Raw genomic sequence first — 18,876 nt, 5'->3', positions numbered from 1 at the left:
CTCAAGGGCCGCTCAAAGGCTGGCCAAGGAGTTCACGAGTCGGCCTCCACCGGCCCGCGAGCGATGCCCCCGGACACGACTGCGGCCTGCGACACGGTGATCCGTGTCGCAGGCCGGCGCAGGGGCGATGGGGGTCCCGGTTCAGCGCATGAGCCGCCAGACCAGCCAGGCGTCCAGGCCGCTCCAGGCGGTGAAGGCCGACGTACGGACCCAGCTCACGCGGAGCAGATGGGCGTGGACGGACGGGGAGAAACGCTCCGCGAGGGCGATCCGGTCGGGCGTGGCCACAGCGCCGGAGAGGACCAGGATCAGGACCAGCAGCACCACGGACAACAGCGCCGCCCAGAGCGGGACCGCCGGGGTCCTGGCCACGACGAACAGCACCGACGTCAGAGCGGCCACCAGCAGGCCGGGGGCGAGGACACGCCAGAACATCTGGTTGTGGGCGGCCATGTACGACTCCGCCGCACCGGCACGGAGCCTGGCCACCATGGGGTAGTCCATCAGCTGCAGCGTCCACACGAAGCCGGTGGTGTAGAGCACGGCCAGCGTCTGGGCGAGCACCAGGGCGGAAGTGGTGCCGCGCGAGGTGACGAGACAGTTCATCCTTCGTTGTCCTTCCGCATGTGTGGTCGCGTATCCGATGGTCTGTCCCATAAGGCATGCAGCTCTTGCCAGTCCGGGGTGGGGTGAGGCAGCTCCGGTGGTGGCACCGAAGGTGCGCACCGCATCCCCTGCAAGGCCATGTGGAGATAGCGCTGCCGCAGCTGGCGGGTGCGCTCGGGCCGACCGGGAAGCCGTGTCTTCAGATGCACCAGGAGCAGCACCAGGTCGGCCGCGCTCACGTCCTGCCGGAGCACTCCCTCGGTCCGGGGGCGCTCCAGGATCACCTCGATGGCGTCGCGGAGCCGGGCAGAGGCGTTCTCGACCTCCCGGGTGACCGGCAGGATGCCGCCGATCACCGGCAGCAGCGTCGCGGCGGGCGAGCCGACGGCCTCGTCCATGAACCGGACCAGCGCCTGCCAGCCGTCGAGTTCCTCGGCCGCGGCCGCTTCGGCCGCCTCGGCAAGGCGCGTCATGCCGACGACCCGTACATGCTGGGCCATCGCCACCTTGCCCCGATACCGGCGGTAGAAACTGCCCATGCCGATTCCGGCCCGTTTGGCGATCTCGGTCACGGAGGCGCTCCAGCCGACCTCCGACAGCGCCTCGTGTGCGGCGACGAGCAGGCGTGCGTCGTTGCGCTCGGCCTCCCGGCGGCGGCCGCGGGGGGCTCCGGAGGGCACCGGTGTTGCCGGCATGGGGGCGGCTCCTTGGGACTCCCCGGCATCGACGGCCGGGAGACGGTTCACGTGGCGCGGCGGGACGTCATCACGCGGCACAGTGCGGATGCGCGCCGCAGTAGTCGACCATTTCCCCGAACACGGCGGGAACGTCGAGCGGGGCGGCGGGCTCGGCCCCTCGCTCTTCCGCGTACGCCCGGGCCAGATTGCCCACCAGCCTTTCGCTGTCGAGCAGTTGGGCGTACGGACCCAGATCCACCGAGCGCGCGAGCGGCAAGGGCTCCAGGTTCTCGGAGATGCCCTGGCGGGCCAGGCCACGCACCCACCGCAGATAGTCGGCGTCCGCGTCCAGCAGTTCGGGGCCGCCCACCGGTCCATGGCCGGGCACCACCACCAGCGGTTCCAGCGCCCGCAGTTGGTCGAGCACCCGCAGGGTTCCCGCCACCGACCCCATGAGGACGAACGGCGTGGCGCCGGAGAAGACCAGGTCGCCGGTGAACAGAACGCGCTGGTCGGGCAGCCAGACGACCGCGTCGCCCGCCGTGTGCCCCGGACCGAAGTGCAGCAGCTCGATCCGGAAACCGGACGTCGGCAGGGTCATACGGTCGCTGAAGACGACCTCGGGGGTACCCATCTCCACATGGCCCCACCGCACATCGGGCCACAAACCCGTGAGCCCCAGCCCGTGCTCGGCCATCTCGACGGCCGCCTGCCGGTGCGCGACCACCGTGGCGTTCTCGAAGAGGTGGTTGCCGAAGGTGTGGTCACCATGGCTGTGGGTGTTGACGAGGATGTCCACCGGTCTCGGGCCGAGTTCCCGGACCGCTCGCCGCAGTTGCCGGGCGCGCGCCTCGGTGGCCGCGGTGTCCACGAGTACGGGTCCTGAGTCGGCCAGCACGATGCCCGCGTTGTTCAGGCACCAGCCGCCGTCGGGCTGGAGGTAGGCGTAGACACCCTCTTCGATCTCCCGGACCTCGTGCACCGGTGCCACGGGGTCGGTGTGGACGAGGGACATGTCATACCTCCAGAGATGAACGCTCGAACACGGGGCGGCAGATCGTCGGCGCACCGGTCGCCAACGCGGCCAGCGGACGCAGGTGTTCGATGACTTCCGGACGGGCCAGCGCGTCGTTCAGCGACTGCTCGTCCTCCCACTCCGCGACATTGATGTACGTCGACTCCGCGTCCTGGGAGCGGAGCAGCCTGTGGTGGTGGAAGCCGGGCTGCGCCCTCAAGCACTCGGAAACAGCCGCGAATGCGTGCTCGAAATCGGACACCGATCCTCGAACTTCGAAGACGTTCACAAGGATGATCATGTAAATATCCCTTTTCTCTGCCTTGGGGTGCGCCATGCACGGGCTTGACCCGGTCCGCCGTGACTCCCACCGGGCCACGGCGGAAAGTCCAGGGTTGTTCCGCGCCACCCACGTGCTGTGACGGGCCGGGCGCGGGGCCCCGATAGGGAAGGGCCCGGGAGCGACGGCGGGGGCGGCGTCGGACCCGGGCCCGGTATGAGGGGGCGGTCGCGCGCTACTCGCCGACGGCGAGCGCGAGCTCCGCCTCACGGGTGGCTTCGCCGACCGGCTCGGCCTCCGCCTTGGCGGGTACGGGACGCTGATGGGGCATCAGCACAGCGGTGATCGCGCCGAGGGCGACGAAGATGAAGCCGACCCACAGGGCGGCGTGCAGACCGTGCACGTAGTGGGCCTTGGTGTCGTATCCGCCGTGGCCGGCGAACACCGCGGCGAGCACGGCCACTCCGAACACACCGCCGAGTTCGCGGATCGCGTTGTTGGCACCGGAGGCGATGCCCTCCTCCTCGCGGCGCACCGAACCCATCACGACGTTGCCGGCCGGCCCGAAGTACAGGCCCATGCCGAAGCCGTTGCAGACGAACGCCGGCACCAGGGAGAGGAACGAGCTCCCGGTCGTGATGGACAGGGTCAGCCAGAGCAGGCCCACACTCTGCAGGACCAGACCGGCCACGATGATCGGCTTGCCGCCGATCTTGTCGGACAGGCCGCCGCCCAGCGGGGCCGCGATGAGCACCACACCCGTCCAGGCCAGGAAGCGCAGTCCCGCGGCGAACGGCGAGTAGCCCAGCGCGGTCTGCAGGTACTGGGTGATCAGGAAGATCGAGCCGAACATACCGAAGAACATGAACAGCGACAGCAGGTTCACCGTGGCGAAGGTACGCCCGGAGAAAAGTCGCATCGGCAGCATCGGATGGGGCGTCCGCAACTCCCAGACGACGAACGCCGCCAGCACCACGAGGCCGCCGATCCCCGCGCCCAGGGTCTGCGCGCTGGTCCAGCCCGCCGAGTCGCCCCGGATGATCGAGACCACGACGCCGAGGAGACCGAGGCAGGCCAGCACCGTGCCCACCAGGTCGAGCCGGGCCAGCGGCCCATGGCTCTCCGTCAGCCAGGCCGAGGACATCGCGAGGAGCGCCACGCCTATCGGCACGTTCAGCCAGAAGATCCACTGCCAGGAAGCGTCCTCGGTGATGAACCCGCCGATCACCGGGCCGAGCGCGACGCCGAGTCCGCCCACCGCGCCCCACACACCGAGAGCGGCTCCACGCTTGCTCGCCGGGACCGCTGCGGAGAGCAGGGTCAGGGAGAGCGGCAGCACGATGGCCGACCCCATGCCCTGGAGCGCGCGGGCCGCGATGAGCACCCCGATCCCCGGGGCCAGTGCGGCCATCGCCGACGCCCCGGTGAACAGGGTGAGACCGATCAGGAAGAGCCGGCGCCGTCCGAAGCGCTCGGCCAGGGCGGAGGCCGTGAGCAGGAAGACGGCGAAGGTGAGGGTATAGGCGTTGACCGTCCACTCCAGCCCCTGGAGGCCGGTGTTCAGATGCTCCCTGATCTTCGTCAACGCGGTGGTCACGACCAGCTGGTCGAGAGACACCATGAAGGTGGCGATGGCGGTCACGGTCATGGTGCGTCCGGAATGACCGATGGTGGCCTCGGACGCATCCGGGGAGGTGGGGCTGCCCATCTCCGACTCCTTTGGATTTCGAATGGACTGCGGATCGATGTGCGGTAGTGGACGCCGACTACGCGTACGGCCTCACGGGCTCCCGGAACCGGGATTGCCGTTGGCGTGACAAAAACGGTCCGCCATGCAAGGGTTAACTTGGAAACCGCAATAGCGTCACCATAAGCAAGGAGCAGTTAACATGTCAACCGAGGCGCCCGGGGTGACCCCTGCCCCCAGCGGAATCGACGGACCGGAATTCCGGGCATGGATCTCGCTGGTGCATGCCTACGGCCATGTCTCCAAGACCCTGGACCGCTCCTTGACCCAGGAACTCGACATCTCCCTCGTGTGGTTCGAGGTCCTGGCCCGGCTCAACCGGGCCGAGGGCTCGCGGATACGGCTGCTCCAGCTCAGCCGCGACCTGGTGGTCTCCAAGGCGAGCGTGACGAAGCTCGTCGACCGCATGGAGCGCGCCGGTCTGGTCCGCCGGGAGACCCCGCCGGAGGACAAGCGAGCCGTCTACGCGGTGCTCACCCCGAGCGGCAGCGCCACCTTGGCCAAGGCGCTGCCCCTACAGGTGCACAACATCCAGCAGGCCCTCTCCGGTCTGGGCCTCACCGAGCTGGAGAGCCTGCGGGGGATGCTCGACGACGTCATCCGCGGGTTCGACCCCCAGTGGCGTACGAAGGGCTGACCCCCGCACGGCTCACCACTCGACGGCGCCGATGTCGAGCGGCCGCGGCGATCGACGCCGCATGCGTGCGACCAGGTCCAACAGCCGCTCATGCAGTTCCTCGGCCGGCCGGTGGCACCGGTCGCCATGACCGGGCAGCACCCAGGCGAAGCGTGTCCGCCGGGCCAGCCGCAGCAGCGAGTCGATCAGCTCCGGGCGCGAGTACCAGAGCACCGTCTCGAACACCTCCAGGTCCCGTGCGGTCCGCGACCAGTACAACGTGTCGCCGGTGAAGCAGTACCTCTCGTCCACCACGTACACCGTGCTCCCCCGGGTGTGGCCGGGCACGGGCAGCGCGGTCACCCCCGGGAGCACCTCGGTCGGCCCGGTGCCCCGCAGCACCGTGTCGGCGTACGGCGCGGCATCCGCGTCTCCCTCGTGGATCCACACCCGGGAGCCGAAGTGCTCCGCGAACCTCCGGGCGTGGGCGGTGTGGTCACGGTGCGTCAGCAGGATGTGCGCGATGCCGCCCAGGCGCTCGTACGACGCGGCGAGCGAGGAGGTCCAGCGCGGCGTGTCCACCAGCAGGTTGCCCTCGGGGCGGCGCACCAGATAGGCGTTGGCCCCGAAGGTCCGGGCGGAGTTGTGCCCGCAGAGATGGACCTCGCCCTCGATGCGCATCGGGAAGGGAGCCTCCCCGATGCGCCCCGGACCACGGCGGATCGCCCGTACCGGACAGGCCGCCGCCGCCCTCTCCAGGGCCCGGTGCTCGCGCGCGTCGGACGGCTGGCGGGCCAGCACCGAGCGGGAGCCGAGCCGGACGACCGTCTGTGGGGCCAGCTGGCGTGCCACGTCGCAGTCGATGCAGCTCTCGTCGATCTCCCAGTCGCGCCCGGCCTGCCCACTCCGGTCAGGCGCCGGCAAGACGTGCCCGGAGTTCGTCCCGGGCCACCTTGCCGGTGGCGAGCCGGGGGATGGTCGCCACCACCTCGGCGCGGCGGATGCGCTGCCCCTCGGTCAGTTCGCTGTTGACCTCTGCGAGGACGCTGTCGAGGATGCCCGCCTCGGCGCCGTCATGGAGGGCGACGAAGGCCACCGCGGAGGTTCCGAGTACGGGATCGGACCCGCCCACGACAGCGCAGTCCCGCACCGCCGGGTGGGCGTCCAGCCTGCGCTCGACCGAGGTCGGTGAGACCAGCTCGTCGCCGCACCGGAAGGCGTCCTTGACCCGGTCGAACATGTAGAGGTAGCCGTCCTCGTCCAGGTACCCCATGTCCCCCGTGGCGAGCCAGCCGTCCTCGTCCACCGGGGAGGGGCCGTCGTGGCCCAGATACCCCTGCATCACATGGGGACCGTGAATCCGGATCTCCCCGATGCCGCCCGCGGGCAGGACGTCCCCGGACCCGGGGTCGACGATCCGTATCGTGCTGCCGTCCAGGGGCAGACCGACCGAACCCGCCCGGGGCGCGTCCGGGACGTCCAGGGACGCCAGCGACGAGGTCTCGCACATGCCGTATCCCTGGAGCAGCTGAAGGCCGAAGGTGTCCGCCAACGCGCGCACCACCCGTGGCGGAACAGCGGTGCCGCCGGACGCGATCAGCGAGACGGTGTCCAGGCGCCAGGAGGACAGCTCGGGCTCGGCCGCGAGCTCCAGCAGGCGCACCGGGAAGGTGTAGTAGTGCGTCGCGGCGGTGCGGTTGGCCAGCTCGATCGCCTCGGCCGGGCGCGAGCTCGTGCACACGACCTGCGTCGCCGCCACGGAGACAGTGGTGTTCATGTGCATCGGGTGGTAGATGGGGAGGTGCAGCAGAACCGTCGACGAGGAGTCGATGCGGTGCGCGGCCGCCATCTGGGCCGCGTTCACCTTGATGTTGCGATGGCTCAGCTGAACGGCCTTGGGCACACCGGTGGAGCCGCTGGTGAACAGCATCACGGCCCGGTCCTCCTCGGCCGGAGCCGCCGGCGGGAACCAGTCGCCGTCGTCGTCCGCCAGGTCCTCGCCGAGGACCAGCACGTGCTTCAGGTCGGGGAGCGTGTCCAGGAGCGGCAGCAGCCGCTCACGCACCTGGGACGGAACGACCGCCAGACGGGCCTTCGACAGCCTCAGCACATGCGCCAGTACGTGGTCCGGGAGCAGCGGGTTGACCACGGCGGCCGTACCGCCCGCCCGCAGGATCCCGTAGTACACGGCGGGGAACCGAGGGTCGGGGGCCTGGGCGACCGCCACCGTCCCCGGCGGCTCGTCGAACACGCGGTGCAGGGTCCGGGCCCAGTCCGTCGCGGCCGCGTCCAGTTCGGCGTAGGAGATCTCCACGCCGTCGCCGAGGATCGCGGCCCGCGCCGGGTAGGCACGTGCCGCGTCCGCCAGCATCGCGTCGACGGAGCCGCGTGCCCAGCTCAGCGGGACGGCGGGTCGGTCCAGGGGCATCTCGGTGGTCAGCGGCGCCGACTCGGTTCGGGTCATCTCGTCCTCATCTTTGGCAGTCCTGTTCACGGCTGCCCTCGTAGGCGGTGCCGCACGACCGCCGACCCTGGTGATGTGGGCTCAAAGGCTGCTGTAAGCCGGGTCAAGACACGCACAGATCCGATGTGTGCCTTTGACCCGGCTTACAGCAGCCCTTGAGCAACGACACCCAACCTGCCTGCGGGACACACCAGTTCCCGACCACCGAACCTTGAGGAGGCCCCGTTATGGTCCAGGCGGCAGCAGTGGCGACGGTCCCGGTCACCACGGAGGTCTATCAGGACCTCCAGCACTTCTACGCCCGGCAGATGCAGTCCTCCGACGACCTCGATGTCCCGGCCTGGGCGGGCAGCTTCACCGAGGACGGCGTCTTCGCCACCAACGCGTTCCCCGAGCCCCTCAGCGGCCGGGCCGCCATCGCCGAGCACTGCGAGCGGGCCTTCGCCGCACAGGCCAAGGCCGGGATCGTCCGCCGTCACGTCATGACGATGCTGGCGGCCGACTCCGTGACGGAGGGCGACGGCGAGCGGGTCCACACCCGGTCGTACGTGATGGTGCTGGAGACCTGGCGCGGCGAGAAGCCGACGATCTACTGCAGCACTCTGTGCGAGGACATCCTGGTACGGGTGGACGGCGGCTGGCAGGTGGTCCGGCGCCAGGTGAGCCGCGACGACCTGTGACGGCCGACAAGGCCGCGCTGTCCACCATGGCCGTCGAGGTCTCGCGGCCTCGCGGAGCACCCCGTAGCGGCTGCGGTGACCCGGCGGTACAGGCGGAGGCGGCCGGCAGGACCGGGTGACACGGTCACCGGCGTCCTTTTCGGCAACCGGACGCCTTCGCGGGCGCCGGCCCGGTTCCCCCCGGGCCCCGGGGGGGCGGGGGGAACCGGGGCCCGTTCCGCCACGTGATCCGCCCGCACCGATCCGACCATCCGCATCAGGAGGAGCACATGAGCCGCGCCTGTCTGCACGACCGCTCCCGGGGCAAGGGGTGAGCGCCCCCACCGTCGCGCCCACGATGTCCCCGGGTGTCCGGCCGCTCGTCCTGGAGACCGGTCCCTTCCCCCTGTCCGCGCTGATCGCCCAGCCATCCGGCCCGCCGCGCGCGACCGTCGTCGCGGTGCACGGCGGTGGCATGAGCGCCGGCTACTTCGACGGCCAGGCCCATCCCGACGTCAGTCTCCTCACCCTCGGCGCCCGTCTCGGCTACACCGTCGTCGCCGTCGACCGGCCCGGCTACGGGCTGTCCGCCGCTCACCTGCCGCTCGGCCAGAACCTGGCCGAGCAGTCCGCCGCTCTGCGCGCCGCGCTCACCCACCTCGCCGGCCGGTTCCCGACCGGCGCCGGGGTGTTCCTCGTCGCGCACTCCTTCGGTGGCAAACTCGCCCTCACCTACGCCGCCGACCAGGACCAGCCGGACCCCACCGCGCCGCCCCTGCTCGGCCTGGACATCTCGGGCTGCGGCCGGGACTACGCCGTCGACCCGAGTGCGTTGGGCGACCCCCACCAGTTCGGCCAGTGGAAGCGGAACTGGGGCGCTCTGTGCTTCTACCCGCCCGGCACCTTCCGCGCCGCCGGCGCCCTCGTCGCGCCCATGCCCGCACGGGAGCGGGCGGAGGCAGTGCGCTGGCCGGAGCACTTCACCGCCGCCTCCGCCCGGGTCCCGGTCCCGGTCCGCCTCACCTTCGCCGAGCAGGAACTGTGGTGGCGGCACGACGAGCAGGATCTCGCCGAACTGACCCGCCTGTTCCCCACCGCGCCGTTCGTCACCGTCGACCGGCAACCCGGCGCGGGCCACAACATGAGCCTCGGCTGGGTTGCCCGCTCCTACCACCTGCGCGCTCTGGCGTTCCTGGAGGAGTGCCTGGCCCGGTCCGGCGCGACCTCCTGATCCGAAGGACGCTCCGGCGGACCAGGCAGACCCCGAGAGGCTAGGCGGACCACACGCTCATGGACAGGACGCGTCCCAAGACCTTCCGCTCACTCGCCGTACGCAACTTCCGGCTGTTCGCGGCCGGCCAGGTCATCTCGGTGGCGGGGACCTGGATGATGGTCGTGTCCCAGGACTGGCTGCTCCTGGACCTGACCGGCGACTCCGCCACCGCTCTGGGCACCCTGACCGCCCTCCAGTTCACACCGATGCTGCTGCTCAGCCTGTACGGCGGCGGACTCGCGGACCGGTACGACAAGAGACTGCTGCTCACCCTCGCCAACCTGGTCTCCGGCGTACTGGCCCTGGCGCTGTCGGCGCTGGTCCTGGCCGACGCCGTGCGGCTGTGGCACCTGTATCTGTTCGCGCTGGCGCTCGGCACCGTCAACGCCTTCGAGGTCCCCGCCCGACTGGCGTTCGTCAGCGAGCTGGTGGGGCCCGACCTACTGCCCAACGCCTCGGCGTTGAGCGCCGCGTACTTCAACACCGCCCGAGTCGTCGGCCCGGCCCTGGCCGGCCTGCTCATCTCCGCGGCCGGTACGGGCCTGGTCATGGCCCTAAACGCGGTCAGCTACCTCGCCACCGTGGCGGGACTGCGTCTGATGCGGCCCCAAGAGCTGATCCGCGCAGAGCCCGGCCGGCGCGTCTCCCGGGTGGTGGACGGACTGCGCTACGTCCGCACCCGGCCCGACCTGATGGTGCCACTGGCCCTGCTGGCGGTGGTGGGCCTGTTCGGGTTCAATTTCCAGCTCACCCTGCCACTGCTCGCCAAGACCGTCTTCAAGGCGGACGCGACCTCCTTCGGCCTGCTCACCACGGCCTTCGCCACCGGCTCACTGCTCGCCGCGTTTGCCACCACCGCTCGGCGCGGCCGCCCCGCCGCCCGGACCGTCACCGGCTCCGCCCTGGCGTTCGGGGTGCTGGAGAGCGCCACCGGCTGGTCCCCCGACTATGCCTCGGCGGCCGTTCTGCTCTGCTTGACCGGCTTCGCCACCATCTACTTCACGCAGGCCGTCAATCACCGCATCCAACTCGGCAGCGACCCGCGGTTCCGCGGCCGGGTGATGGCGCTCTACACCCTGATCCTGCAAGGACTCACCCCGCTGGGCGCGCTCCTCGTCGGCTGGCTGACGGCCCGATACGGCGCACGCTCCGGCCTGTGGACGGGAGGGATCGCATCGCTGGCCGCAGCCCTCGCGGTCCTGCTGGCGGGGCTACCGCACCGGCGTGGCCACCGTCGCACGGACACCCCCGGCATCGCCCTTGGGCCACCGCCACGCTCCCGGCGCCGAGCGAGCAACTCTGCTACGGCCCCCACCCGGGCTCCTGCAAACCCCCCGAATCACGGGCATCTGCCGCCCCCGGTGGGCACCCATGTGCCCACCGATGGGCATGAAAAATGCCCTCCGAAACCGCGTTTCCGCAGGTCGGAGGGCATTTCATAGGTGGAGCCTAGGGGAGTCGAACCCCTGACATCTGCCATGCAAAGACAGCGCTCTACCAACTGAGCTAAGGCCCCGAAACGGTGATGCGCAGACCAGAGTACCGGGTGGAACGGGGTATCCCGCAAAAGGATTGGGACTCCCGGTCGGCGACCACTCTCCGTAAGATGCTCGTCGGGGTTCGCGACAGCGAAGCGCCTCAAGGGGAAGCGATGGGGAGACGCGCAATGGACGCAGCACAGCAGGAAGCGACCGCAAGAGCCAGGGAGCTCCAGCGGAGCTGGTACGGGGAGCCGCTGGGGGCGCTCTTCCGTCGGCTGATAGACGACCTCGGCCTGAACCAGGCCAGGCTCGCCGCCGTCCTCGGCCTGTCGGCGCCCATGCTGTCCCAGCTGATGAGCGGTCAGCGCGCCAAGATCGGCAACCCGGCCGTCGTCCAGCGGGTCCAGGCCCTCCAGGACCTGGCGGGCCAGGTCGCGGACGGCAGCGTCAGCGCCGCCGAGGCCACCGACCGGATGGACGAGATCAAGAAGTCGCAGGGCGGCTCCGTGCTCACCAACACCGGTCAGACCACGACCAGTTCGGGCGCGCCGACGGTGCGCCGGGTGGTGCGCGAGATCCAGTCGCTGCTCCGCTCGGTGGCCGCGGCCGGGGACATCATCGACGCCGCCGACACCCTCGCCCCCGCCCACCCCGAACTGGCAGAGTTCCTCCGGGTGTACGGCGCCGGACGCACCGCCGAGGCGGTCGCCCACTACGAGGCGCACCAGAGCTGACGGCCGATGGGGGCGGGGGTGCCAGGTGGGTGAGGTCTTCGCCGGTCGGTATGAGCTCATCGACCCGATCGGGCGCGGCGGCGTCGGCGCCGTATGGCGTGCCTGGGACCACCGCCGTCGGCGCTGTGTGGCGGCGAAGGTCCTCCAGCAGAGCGACGCGCACACGCTGCTGCGCTTCGTCCGCGAGCAGGCACTGAGGATCGACCACCCTCATGTGCTGGCCCCCGCGAGCTGGGCCGCCGACGACGACAAGGTCCTGTTCACCATGGACCTGGTGGCCGGCGGCTCGCTCGCCCACCTGATCGGGGACTACGGACCGCTGCCGCCGCGCTTCGTCTGCGTGCTGCTCGACCAGCTGCTCGCCGGACTGGGCGCGGTGCACGCCGAGGGGGTCGTCCACCGCGACATCAAGCCGGCCAACATCCTCCTGGAGGCCACCGGGACCGGGCGGCCGCATCTGCGGCTGTCCGACTTCGGCATCGCCCTGCGCAAGGGCGAGCCACGCCTGACCGAGACCAACTTCGTGATGGGGACGCCGGGGTACTTCGCGCCCGAGCAGGTCATGGGCGCGGAGCCCGACTTCCCGGCCGACCTGTTCGCCGTCGGCCTGGTCGCGCTGTATCTGCTGGAGGGTCAGAAACCCGACGCCCGGGCCCTGGTGGAGTATTTCTCGGCGTACGGGACACCGGGGGCGCCCAAGGGCATCCCGGAGCCGCTGTGGCAGGTCCTGGCGGGCCTGCTGCAGCCGGACCCGCACGCCAGGTTCCGGACGGCCACGGGGGCGCGCAAGGCGCTCGCCACGGCCGTCGAGCTGCTGCCGGACCCCGCGTCCGACGAGGAGCCGGTCGAGGTCTTCGACCAGATCGGCCCGCTCCCGGAGGGGTTCGTTCCGCGCCAGGTCCCGCGGGGTGCGCACCGTGCGCCGGACCCGCAGGACCCGTGGGACGTGCAGGCCACGCCGTCCTCCGCGCAGCTCCCACCGGATCAGGCACCACAGCAGTGGGAGCAGCAACAAGCGCTGCCCGTACAGCAGTTGCCCACCCCGCCGACGGCCGACGGCCATGTCACCCCACCCCCGTATCCACCCTCCTACGCACCAACTCCTGTCACCAAGAGCTACGTCTGGCAGGGCCCGGAAGTTCCCTCGCAGAGCCCGCAAGTTCCCACTCCAACCCCGCCCGTTTACAGCCCTGTTCAGCCCGTGGGGCCCATGGAGCCAGCGGAACCGGTGAGTTTTGTGGGACCAGCGACCGGGCCGCATCCCGGGCATTCCGGGCGCCCCGCCCCCACCGGCCCGCCCCGCAAAATCGCCGTCCCGGTCCTGCTGCTCGCGCTGCTCTGCTTCGCCGTCGGCTTCTGGGCGCTCAGCCGGACCTGAGAGACAGCGCCCGGCGCCGGGCCACCAGCGTCCACACGCCGAGCCCCACCATCAGCAGCGTGCCCGTCCCGATCCCGGCGGCCGCGAGCAGCCGCATCCGCGTCGAGCCGCTGCCACGGCGAGGGGAGGTGGCGGCCACGGTGCCCTGCGCAGGGCCGGTACCGGTGGTCCCGAAGCTGGGCGCGCCCCCCTCGTACGCGGGCCCGGGCCCCGCCTTGCCGTGTACGTCCACCCTCAGCGTCACCACGTACGGCCCGCTACCGAGAGCGTCGGCGAGGGCGGGGCTGAGGCTCACCGCCAGGTAGTAGTCGCCGTTGAAGCGCATGGCGGCGGCCGAGCTCGTGTTGGCGTACCGGTTGCGGTAATTCACCGTCGCGAGCGGCTGGAAGCCGGTGGAGGCCGGGCTGCTGCCGTCGTATCCGATGAACGCGTAGCCGACCAGTCCGAGCGCCGGGTTGTAGAGCCGGAGGTCGATCGCCTCCGGCACGTACTTGTTACCGCCGTAGCGGGCCAGCACGGCCGTGACGGACAGCTGTTGGTCCCAGCCGACCGGCACGCGGTAGAAGAGCGTGTCACCCGGCCTCAGCTTGTCCCGCCACTCGCCCTGGCGCATGGGGAACGCGTCGGCGAAGCCCGTACCGCCGCGGATCTCGCGCCCGCCGCCGGTGGGTGCGGGCGGCGACGCGGTGGACCCCTGCATCGGCGCGGTGCTCGGCCCGCCGGAGGCGACCCTCGGCTCCCGGAATTGACGCAGCTCAAGCCCCCAGGGGGCCGCCTGGTCGCCGATCCGTTCGATCAACACCGTGTACGTGCCCGCCGCCTGACAGGGCGTCTGCTGCCGGTTGAGGCCCCGGGAGACGTACGCGGCGATCGGCCTCGGGTACTGGGGGGTGCCGAAGAGGGCGCTGTTGGAGTCGCAGGTGTTGCCGTTACGGTCCCGCAGGGTCAGCTGGATGCCGTCATTGGAGGAGACCTTCGCGTCCTGCTTCGGCACGGCCACGGCCGACACATAGGCGTCACCGCTGCCGTCGAGGTCGACCTGGAAGGAGATGGTGGCGCCCGGCCCGATCGTGGACCGGTAGACCGTCTTGGCAACGAGGCGGGGGCCGCCCTGACCGCTCGCGGCGCCGGTGACCGGCTGGGCATTCGGGTCATAGTGGTACGAGCTGCTGCGCCCCCGCGCATCCGCTTCGACCTGCCCGTTCGCGGCCTGCGCCCGCCCCTGGCCCGGTAACGCCGTCAGCGCGCACAACGCGGCCACGGCGGCTGCGGCCAGGGCCTTCCCCCGCTGGTTCGTCATGCCGCCGCGCCCCCTTCAATTTTGCTTGTGCAAGCCATTGATTTGCGCAGGTGAACCCATGGGGGCCGCTGCCCCGGGCACATGACAGCACAGAGCCCCGGCCGCGTCGGCGGCCGGGGCTCTGCAACTGGACTCTGTGGGGCTCACACACCCGAACCTGCGGGCACGGAGTCGGTCGCCTCCGTCCACAGGTCCTGCTCGGCGCGATCCGCCTGGATCTGGCGGTACACGAGGAGCCCGCCGATGGCGGCCAGTGCGACCAGGAGGAGCTTCTTCACCGCGCGACCTCGTCTTTCCTTGACGTAAGGGACCTCTGTCGCCCGACTATACACACCGATCGATATCAATCGGTGATGGTCCATCCGAGTGCAGTTCATCGGAACATCCGCCCATAACGGTGCGTCGCACCCTCGCTCTGCCCCGCCCGTACACATCATGAGGTACATCGCAAATCGGGCAACCAAGAAGCGCACAGAAGCGAGGAAGTCATGGCAACCAGCAAGCTCACGACGTGGTGGACCGCACTCATCGGCATGTTCGTCGCCCTCCTCGCCTCCCTCGGCTTCGCCTCCCAGGCCTCGGCCGCCGCTTCTGTACCGCAGCAGGCCGTAGCGCACAACCGGAGCGAAATCCCCACCGCCCGTACGCCGATCGCGCCCTGGGCCCTGCCAGGCCTCTCGGCGCTGCCGCCCACGATGAAGCAGCGCATCCGCGCCGAGGCCCACGGCTCCTCGCCCTCGACCCGGCACCTGCCGACCGCCAACGAGGACAGGGAGAGCGGCAACGGTGCCGACGGCAGCGAGGCCGACGACAGCACGGACGCCGCCGCTCCGGGCGCCGGCGCCCTGTCCCCCTGAATCCCCCCGAACCTCCCCGCGCCCGCCCGAGCGCACGAGCCCGGCAACTCCCCGAGTTGCCGGGCTTCTTCATGTCGGTACGACGGCGTCGCGTCATCGGTACGGCTTCGCGCCGGGCCGTCGGTACGCGGCGTCGCCTTGCACGTACGTAGTACGTAGGGGACGCCCGCCCCGGACCCGCCAGCCCGGACCTACGCGGACCACCGACACCCGCCCGCCGACAACGCGAAGACCCCCGGACGCGATGTCCGGGGGTCTTCGTCACTGTGGGGCTAACAGGATTTGAACCTGTGGCCTCATCCTTATCAGGGATGCGCTCTAACCAACTGAGCTATAGCCCCGCCGCGCTCTTCGGGGGTGTCCCCCGCGCGCTGACCTCTGAAGATTAGCGCACGTGGGGGCCAGTCCCAAAATCGATGACCGGCCCCCGTCCGACGTGCGGGAACCGCGCTTACTCGTCCTCGGCCAGCGTGAGCTCGATGCCGCCCACGAAACCGGCCGAGAGGTTGTAGATGAACGCACCGAGCGTCGCCAGCGCGGTGGCGAGCACCACGTCGATGACCGCGATCACCGAGGTGAAGATCAGCACGCGGGGCAGCGACAGGAACGACTGCAGGTCAAAGCCGTTGGACTCGTTGGAGCCGGTGGCCTCGCTGATGGTGCCGCCGACCGACGAGAAGACGCCCATGGCGTCCATGACCATCCACAGCACCGCCGCCGCCACCACCGTGCACACGCCGAGCGCGATGGAGAGCAGGAAGCTGACCTTCATCACCGACCACGGGTCGGCCTTGGCCACCCGCAGCCGCGCCTTGCGGGTACGCGGCGTCGTGCGCGCCCCGGTGCGGGGCTGCCGGCGTGCGGCGGCGGACGCCTGCCCGCCGATGCGCTGCTGACCGCCCTGCGACCCGTTCTGGGGCGTCGGGTAGGCCTGCGGCGGGTGGTACGGCTGCGAGGGGCCCGAAGCGGGCTTCTCGCGCTCGCCGGGCAGCGGCCCGGCCGCGTACCCCTCGTCGGACCGGGCCTGCGGCCCGCGGGTGTCGGTCACCGTTACCCCCTGGGAGTCCGCGGCAGGGCCACGGGCACCGTCCGCTCCGGAACTGGCCGATCCGGCGCCCGTGGCTCCACTCACGCTTTACTCCTCGTGCTCCCCGGCCGAGGGCTCGATGCCCTCGACTGCGGCCTCGGCAGACTCGCCCTCGGCCGCGTCGATCTCGGCCCCTTCGGGACCGTCGACCTCTTCAGCCTCGCGACCGGCCTCGGCGTTACGAGCGATACCGACCACGGCATCGCGCTTGCCCAGGTTGATCAGTTGGACGCCCATGGTGTCACGGCCCGTCTCCCTGACCTCGTTGACTCGCGTACGAATCACACCACCGCCGAGCGTGATGGCGAGGATTTCGTCCGTTTCCTCGACCACCAGCGCGCCGACCAGCGAGCCCCGGTCCTCGACGATCTTGGCGGCCTTGATACCGAGGCCACCGCGACCCTGGACGCGGTACTCGTCGACGGGGGTCCGCTTCGCGTACCCGCCGTCGGTGGCGGTGAACACGAAAGTACCGGGCCGGACGACATTCATCGAGAGCAGCTCGTCGCCCTCGCGGAAACTCATCCCCTTGACACCGGAAGTGGCGCGTCCCATCGGGCGCAGCGCGTCGTCCGTCGCCGTGAAGCGGATGGACTGCGCCTTCTTGCTGATGAGCAGCAGATCGTCCTCGGCTGAGACCAGTTCGGCGCCGATCAGCTCGTCCTCGCCGGCGGCCTCCGTCTCACGGAGGTTGATGGCGATGACACCACCCGAACGGGGCGAGTCGTAGTCCTTCAGCGAGGTCTTCTTCACCAGGCCGGACTTGGTGGCGAGGACCAGGTAGGGCGCCGCCTCGTAGTCGCGGATGGCGAGGATCTGGGCGATCTTCTCGTCCGGCTGGAAGGCCAGCAGGTTCGCGACGTGCTGACCGCGCGCGTCCCGTCCGGCGTCCGGCAGCTCGTACGCCTTGGCCCGGTAGACGCGGCCCTTGTTGGTGAAGAACAGCAGCCAGTGGTGCGTGGTGGAGACGAAGAAGTGGTCGACGATGTCGTCCTGCTTCAGCTTCGTGCCGCGCACGCCCTTGCCGCCGCGCTTCTGCGAGCGGTAGTCCTCGGTCTTGGTGCGCTTGACGTAGCCACCGTTGGTGATGGTGACGACGATGTCCTCTTCGGCGATCAGGTCCTCGATGGACATGTCACCGTCGAAGGGCACCAGCTTGGAGCGCCGGTCGTCGCCGAACTTCTCGACGATGGCCGCCAGCTCCTCGCTGATGATCTGGCGCTGGCGCTCCGGCGAGGCGAGGATCGCGTTGTACTCGTTGATCTTCGCCTGGAGCTCGTCGTGCTCGGCGACGATCTTCTGGCGCTCCAGGGCGGCGAGCCGGCGGAGCTGCATCTCCAGGATCGCGTTGGCCTGGATCTCGTCGATCCGGAGCAGGCCCATCAGGCCCTCGCGCGCGACCTCGACGGTCTCGCTGCGCCGGATCAGCGCGATGACCTCGTCGATCGCGTCGAGCGCCTTGAGCAGACCACGCAGGATGTGGGCCCGCTCCTCGGCCTTGCGCAGCCGGAACTTCGTGCGCCGGACGATGACCTCGATCTGGTGCGTCACCCAGTGGCGGATGAACGCGTCCAGCGAGAGGGTGCGCGGCACGCCGTCGACGAGCGCCAGCATGTTGGCGCCGAAGTTCGTCTGCAGGTCGGTGTGCTTGTACAGGTTGTTCAGGACGACCTTGGCGACCGCGTCCCGCTTCAGCACGATGACCAGGCGCTGGCCGGTGCGCGAGCTCGTCTCGTCGCGGACGTCGGCGATGCCGCCGACCTTGCCGTCCTTGACCAGGTCGGCGATCTTCTGCGCCAGGTTGTCCGGGTTCACCTGGTACGGAAGCTCGGTGACGACCAGGCACTGGCGGTTCTGGATCTCCTCGACCGCGACCACCGCGCGCATCGTGATGGAGCCGCGCCCGGTGCGGTACGCCTCCTCGATGCCCTTGCGGCCGACGACGAGGGCGCCGGTCGGGAAGTCGGGGCCCTTGATGCGCTCGATCAGCGCGTCCAGGAGCTCCTCGTGCGAGGCCTCCGGGTGCGCCAGGAACCACTGGGCGCCGTCCGCGACCTCGCGCAGGTTGTGCGGCGGGATGTTGGTGGCCATACCGACGGCGATACCGGCGGAGCCGTTGACCAGCAGGTTCGGGAAGCGCGCCGGCAGAACCGTCGGCTCCTGGTTGCGGCCGTCGTAGTTGTCCTGGAAGTCGACGGTCTCCTCGTCGATGTCGCGGACCATCTCCATGGACAGCGGCATCATCTTGCACTCGGTGTACCGCATGGCGGCGGCCGGGTCGTTGCCCGGGGAACCGAAGTTGCCGTTGGAGTCCACCAGCGGCATCCGCATCGACCAGGGCTGGGCGAGGCGGACGAGCGCGTCGTAGATCGAGGAGTCGCCGTGCGGGTGGTACGTGCCCATGACGTCGCCGACGACGCGGGCGCACTTGTAGAAGCCCTTCTCGGGCCGGTACCCGCCGTCGTACATCGCGTACAGCACCCGGCGGTGGACGGGCTTCAGGCCGTCCCGTACGTCGGGCAGCGCGCGCGAGACGATGACGGACATCGCGTAGTCGAGGTAGGAGCGCTGCATCTCCGTTTCGAGCCCGACGGGCTCGATGCGCACTACAGGTTCTTCCTCGGTGGGTTCAGTGGTCGCGGGAGTGTTCTCGTCGGCCATTGCTGGTTCTCAAGTCCTTTCGAAGCGGTCAGCGAGGGACC

Annotated in this window: 18 protein-coding genes and 2 tRNA genes; 7 read left to right on the top strand and 13 right to left on the bottom strand. The window is 70.3% G+C overall.

The annotated features are described in order from the left end of the window. Nucleotides 1-141: 141 nt before the first annotated feature. The 5 genes from BG418_RS27585 to BG418_RS27565 form a co-directional block, all read right to left on the bottom strand. On the bottom strand, nt 142-606 hold the full coding sequence (locus BG418_RS27585; RefSeq protein WP_188276709.1) for a hypothetical protein: 465 nt from the start codon (nt 604-606) through the stop codon (nt 142-144). Continuing rightward, on the bottom strand, nt 603-1,301 hold the full coding sequence (locus BG418_RS27580; protein WP_188276708.1) for a TetR/AcrR family transcriptional regulator: 699 nt from the start codon (nt 1,299-1,301) through the stop codon (nt 603-605). The genes BG418_RS27585 and BG418_RS27580 overlap by 4 nt, the downstream gene beginning before the upstream one ends. A gap of 70 nt (nt 1,302-1,371) precedes the next feature. Then, nucleotides 1,372-2,298, bottom strand: coding sequence for an MBL fold metallo-hydrolase (locus tag BG418_RS27575; protein WP_188276707.1), 927 nt, complete (start codon nt 2,296-2,298; stop codon nt 1,372-1,374). Nucleotide 2,299: 1 nt separating this feature from the next. Then, a complete protein-coding gene (locus BG418_RS27570) occupies nt 2,300-2,635 on the bottom strand; it encodes an antibiotic biosynthesis monooxygenase (protein ID WP_188276706.1) in 336 nt (111 codons plus the stop codon). A gap of 178 nt (nt 2,636-2,813) precedes the next feature. Further along, nucleotides 2,814-4,286, bottom strand: a complete 1,473-nt coding sequence (locus BG418_RS27565; RefSeq protein ID WP_188276705.1) for an MFS transporter — start codon at nt 4,284-4,286, stop codon at nt 2,814-2,816. Nucleotides 4,287-4,467: 181 nt separating this feature from the next. On the opposite strand from BG418_RS27565, the gene BG418_RS27560 reads away from it, so the two are divergent. Beyond that, on the top strand, nt 4,468-4,962 hold the full coding sequence (locus BG418_RS27560) for a MarR family winged helix-turn-helix transcriptional regulator (protein ID WP_188276704.1): 495 nt from the start codon (nt 4,468-4,470) through the stop codon (nt 4,960-4,962). A 12-nt stretch (nt 4,963-4,974) separates the two neighbouring features. Here the strand turns inward: BG418_RS27560 and BG418_RS27555 are convergent, their stop codons facing one another. Then, complete coding sequence (locus BG418_RS27555; protein WP_188276703.1) at nt 4,975-5,865, bottom strand: MBL fold metallo-hydrolase; 891 nt, start codon at nt 5,863-5,865, stop codon at nt 4,975-4,977. After that, a complete protein-coding gene (locus BG418_RS27550; RefSeq protein WP_188276702.1) occupies nt 5,852-7,405 on the bottom strand; it encodes a class I adenylate-forming enzyme family protein in 1,554 nt (517 codons plus the stop codon). Before BG418_RS27550 ends, BG418_RS27555 begins: the two co-directional genes overlap by 14 nt. 227 nt (nt 7,406-7,632) lie before the next feature. Here BG418_RS27550 and BG418_RS27545 point away from each other — a divergent pair, with 227 nt between their 5' ends. From BG418_RS27545 to BG418_RS27535, 3 genes are all read left to right on the top strand, one after another. Then, entirely contained in the window at nt 7,633-8,085 is a 453-nt protein-coding gene (locus tag BG418_RS27545) for a nuclear transport factor 2 family protein (protein WP_188276701.1), read from the top strand. Nucleotides 8,086-8,422: 337 nt separating this feature from the next. Beyond that, nucleotides 8,423-9,295: an alpha/beta hydrolase gene (locus BG418_RS27540; RefSeq protein WP_188277233.1), complete on the top strand. Its 873-nt coding sequence runs from the start codon at nt 8,423-8,425 to the stop codon at nt 9,293-9,295. 59 nt (nt 9,296-9,354) lie between these two features. Continuing rightward, nucleotides 9,355-10,779 carry an MFS transporter gene (locus BG418_RS27535; protein WP_188276700.1) on the top strand — a complete coding sequence of 475 codons (1,425 nt, stop codon included), beginning with the start codon at nt 9,355-9,357 and terminating at the stop codon, nt 10,777-10,779. 1 nt (nt 10,780) lies between these two features. On the opposite strand, the gene BG418_RS27530 is transcribed toward BG418_RS27535, so the two are convergent. Continuing rightward, nucleotides 10,781-10,853: transfer RNA gene (locus BG418_RS27530), tRNA-Ala, on the bottom strand. 150 nt (nt 10,854-11,003) lie between these two features. On the opposite strand from BG418_RS27530, the gene BG418_RS27525 reads away from it, so the two are divergent. Further along, entirely contained in the window at nt 11,004-11,552 is a 549-nt protein-coding gene (locus BG418_RS27525) for a DNA-binding protein (protein ID WP_188276699.1), read from the top strand. A 25-nt stretch (nt 11,553-11,577) separates the two neighbouring features. Next, nucleotides 11,578-12,930 carry a serine/threonine-protein kinase gene (locus BG418_RS27520; RefSeq protein WP_188276698.1) on the top strand — a complete coding sequence of 451 codons (1,353 nt, stop codon included), beginning with the start codon at nt 11,578-11,580 and terminating at the stop codon, nt 12,928-12,930. Here the strand turns inward: BG418_RS27520 and BG418_RS27515 are convergent. After that, on the bottom strand, nt 12,917-14,230 hold the full coding sequence (locus BG418_RS27515) for a hypothetical protein (protein ID WP_188276697.1): 1,314 nt from the start codon (nt 14,228-14,230) through the stop codon (nt 12,917-12,919). The genes BG418_RS27520 and BG418_RS27515 overlap by 14 nt on opposite strands. A gap of 143 nt (nt 14,231-14,373) precedes the next feature. Then, nucleotides 14,374-14,508, bottom strand: coding sequence for a DLW-39 family protein (locus BG418_RS40105; RefSeq protein WP_003958712.1), 135 nt, complete (start codon nt 14,506-14,508; stop codon nt 14,374-14,376). Nucleotides 14,509-14,718: 210 nt separating this feature from the next. Between BG418_RS40105 and BG418_RS27505 the strand changes: the two genes are divergently transcribed. Next, a complete protein-coding gene (locus BG418_RS27505) occupies nt 14,719-15,087 on the top strand; it encodes a DUF6344 domain-containing protein (RefSeq protein WP_188276696.1) in 369 nt (122 codons plus the stop codon). A gap of 267 nt (nt 15,088-15,354) precedes the next feature. On the opposite strand, the gene BG418_RS27500 is transcribed toward BG418_RS27505, so the two are convergent. The 3 genes from BG418_RS27500 to gyrA form a co-directional block, all read right to left on the bottom strand. Further along, nucleotides 15,355-15,428: transfer RNA gene (locus BG418_RS27500), tRNA-Ile, on the bottom strand. 110 nt (nt 15,429-15,538) lie between these two features. Continuing rightward, the gene (locus tag BG418_RS27495; RefSeq protein ID WP_317453774.1) at nt 15,539-16,135 is read right to left on the bottom strand and encodes a DUF3566 domain-containing protein; all 597 of its coding nucleotides are present in this window, start codon (nt 16,133-16,135) and stop codon (nt 15,539-15,541) included. An 87-nt stretch (nt 16,136-16,222) separates the two neighbouring features. After that, the gene (gene gyrA, locus BG418_RS27490; RefSeq protein ID WP_188276694.1) at nt 16,223-18,835 is read right to left on the bottom strand and encodes a DNA gyrase subunit A; all 2,613 of its coding nucleotides are present in this window, start codon (nt 18,833-18,835) and stop codon (nt 16,223-16,225) included. Nucleotides 18,836-18,876 lie beyond the last annotated feature (41 nt).

Source organism: Streptomyces sp. CBMA152 (assembly GCF_014596475.1).
GTDB lineage: Bacteria > Actinomycetota > Actinomycetes > Streptomycetales > Streptomycetaceae > Streptomyces.
The sequence above is the reverse complement of the archived record's forward strand: the minus strand, read 5'-3'. Positions and strand labels throughout refer to the sequence as shown.

Coding starts and splice junctions, on each gene's coding strand:
- BG418_RS27585 (WP_188276709.1), bottom strand. CDS start 606: ATGAACTGTCTCGTCACCTCGCGCGGCACCACTTCCGCCCTGGTGCTC.
- BG418_RS27580 (WP_188276708.1), bottom strand. CDS start 1,301: ATGCCGGCAACACCGGTGCCCTCCGGAGCCCCCCGCGGCCGCCGCCGG.
- BG418_RS27575 (WP_188276707.1), bottom strand. CDS start 2,298: ATGTCCCTCGTCCACACCGACCCCGTGGCACCGGTGCACGAGGTCCGG.
- BG418_RS27570 (WP_188276706.1), bottom strand. CDS start 2,635: ATGGCGCACCCCAAGGCAGAGAAAAGGGATATTTACATGATCATCCTT.
- BG418_RS27565 (WP_188276705.1), bottom strand. CDS start 4,286: ATGGGCAGCCCCACCTCCCCGGATGCGTCCGAGGCCACCATCGGTCAT.
- BG418_RS27560 (WP_188276704.1), top strand. CDS start 4,468: ATGTCAACCGAGGCGCCCGGGGTGACCCCTGCCCCCAGCGGAATCGAC.
- BG418_RS27550 (WP_188276702.1), bottom strand. CDS start 7,405: ATGACCCGAACCGAGTCGGCGCCGCTGACCACCGAGATGCCCCTGGAC.
- BG418_RS27545 (WP_188276701.1), top strand. CDS start 7,633: ATGGTCCAGGCGGCAGCAGTGGCGACGGTCCCGGTCACCACGGAGGTC.
- BG418_RS27540 (WP_188277233.1), top strand. CDS start 8,423: ATGTCCCCGGGTGTCCGGCCGCTCGTCCTGGAGACCGGTCCCTTCCCC.
- BG418_RS27535 (WP_188276700.1), top strand. CDS start 9,355: ATGGACAGGACGCGTCCCAAGACCTTCCGCTCACTCGCCGTACGCAAC.
- BG418_RS27525 (WP_188276699.1), top strand. CDS start 11,004: ATGGACGCAGCACAGCAGGAAGCGACCGCAAGAGCCAGGGAGCTCCAG.
- BG418_RS27515 (WP_188276697.1), bottom strand. CDS start 14,230: ATGACGAACCAGCGGGGGAAGGCCCTGGCCGCAGCCGCCGTGGCCGCG.
- BG418_RS27505 (WP_188276696.1), top strand. CDS start 14,719: ATGGCAACCAGCAAGCTCACGACGTGGTGGACCGCACTCATCGGCATG.
- gyrA (WP_188276694.1), bottom strand. CDS start 18,835: ATGGCCGACGAGAACACTCCCGCGACCACTGAACCCACCGAGGAAGAA.